The sequence below is a fragment of the Treponema endosymbiont of Eucomonympha sp. genome (assembly GCF_001028545.1).
The window spans coordinates 1-728 of the sequence record NZ_BBPW01000343.1 but is presented as its reverse complement, the minus strand read 5'-3'; the positions used below and the strand labels follow the sequence as shown (position 1 = coordinate 728).

Genomic DNA, 728 nt, shown 5'->3' with positions numbered 1-728 from the left:
ACGGGGTCTTCGGCAGCATACCCGTCGGGGAGCGCGTGCCGCTTGTCGGCCAAGCGGAGCAGGTCTTCGGTGTCGGCGTCCAGCGCCGCCCGCAAATCCGCGAGGAATTCGGCGGGGTCGCCGTTCGCAATGCCGCCCTGAGTCCGCGCGGGGAGCGCGGCGAGCGCCCGCCGGAGTTTTTGCAGTTCGGGAGGCGCCTCTCGCAAAGCAGCCGGGACGGCGGAAGCGTCCGTCGGGTCAAGGGTGTTTCTGCCCGCTTTGTTTTTATCTTCGGCACAGCAGGAAGCGCCGAGCGCTAAAGAGGCGGCGCATAAAAACAGCAATTTGTCCACGATATATCCTTACTCTATCCAGCACTGTTCCGCGCCGAACGTTCGGGTTTCCCGACCTATGCGTAAGAGAGAATTTTGCCTGCGGGTGAAAAGCATACGGGTTTTGCCGTATGCGGCTCGCGGCAAAGCCGACGCCGCCACGCCCCGAATCAGCGCATGCGCCCTGCTCCGTCAAAAGACATTCACCCGCTCATAACCATAGACGAAGCGGTCCGCGTTGCGCAGGATTTTTCGACCGGCGACTCGTACCAGTTCGTCAGCGCGGCGCCGGACAATATACGGAAGAGCCCGCCGGACGGCGAAACCGGCCGCTGAATCCGGCGCCGTATTCGGCAGCAGCGCCGCGGAATCCGCACACGCCTGCGGGCCGCCCGCTCCCCCGCGAACCCCGTTTAT

Annotated in this window: 1 protein-coding gene and 1 pseudogene; one reads left to right on the top strand and one right to left on the bottom strand. The window is 64.1% G+C overall.

Translation table 11 applies throughout. The features are described 5' to 3' along the window. Positions 1-332: pseudogene (locus AWU74_RS11940) on the bottom strand (hypothetical protein); the annotation flags it as partial. Positions 333-407: 75 nt separating this feature from the next. Between AWU74_RS11940 and AWU74_RS11935 the strand changes: the two are divergent. After that, positions 408-647 (top strand): transcription antitermination NusB family protein, encoded by a 240-nt coding sequence (locus AWU74_RS11935; protein ID WP_162502873.1) that lies wholly within the window; start codon positions 408-410, stop codon positions 645-647. Positions 648-728: the final 81 nt, after the last annotated feature.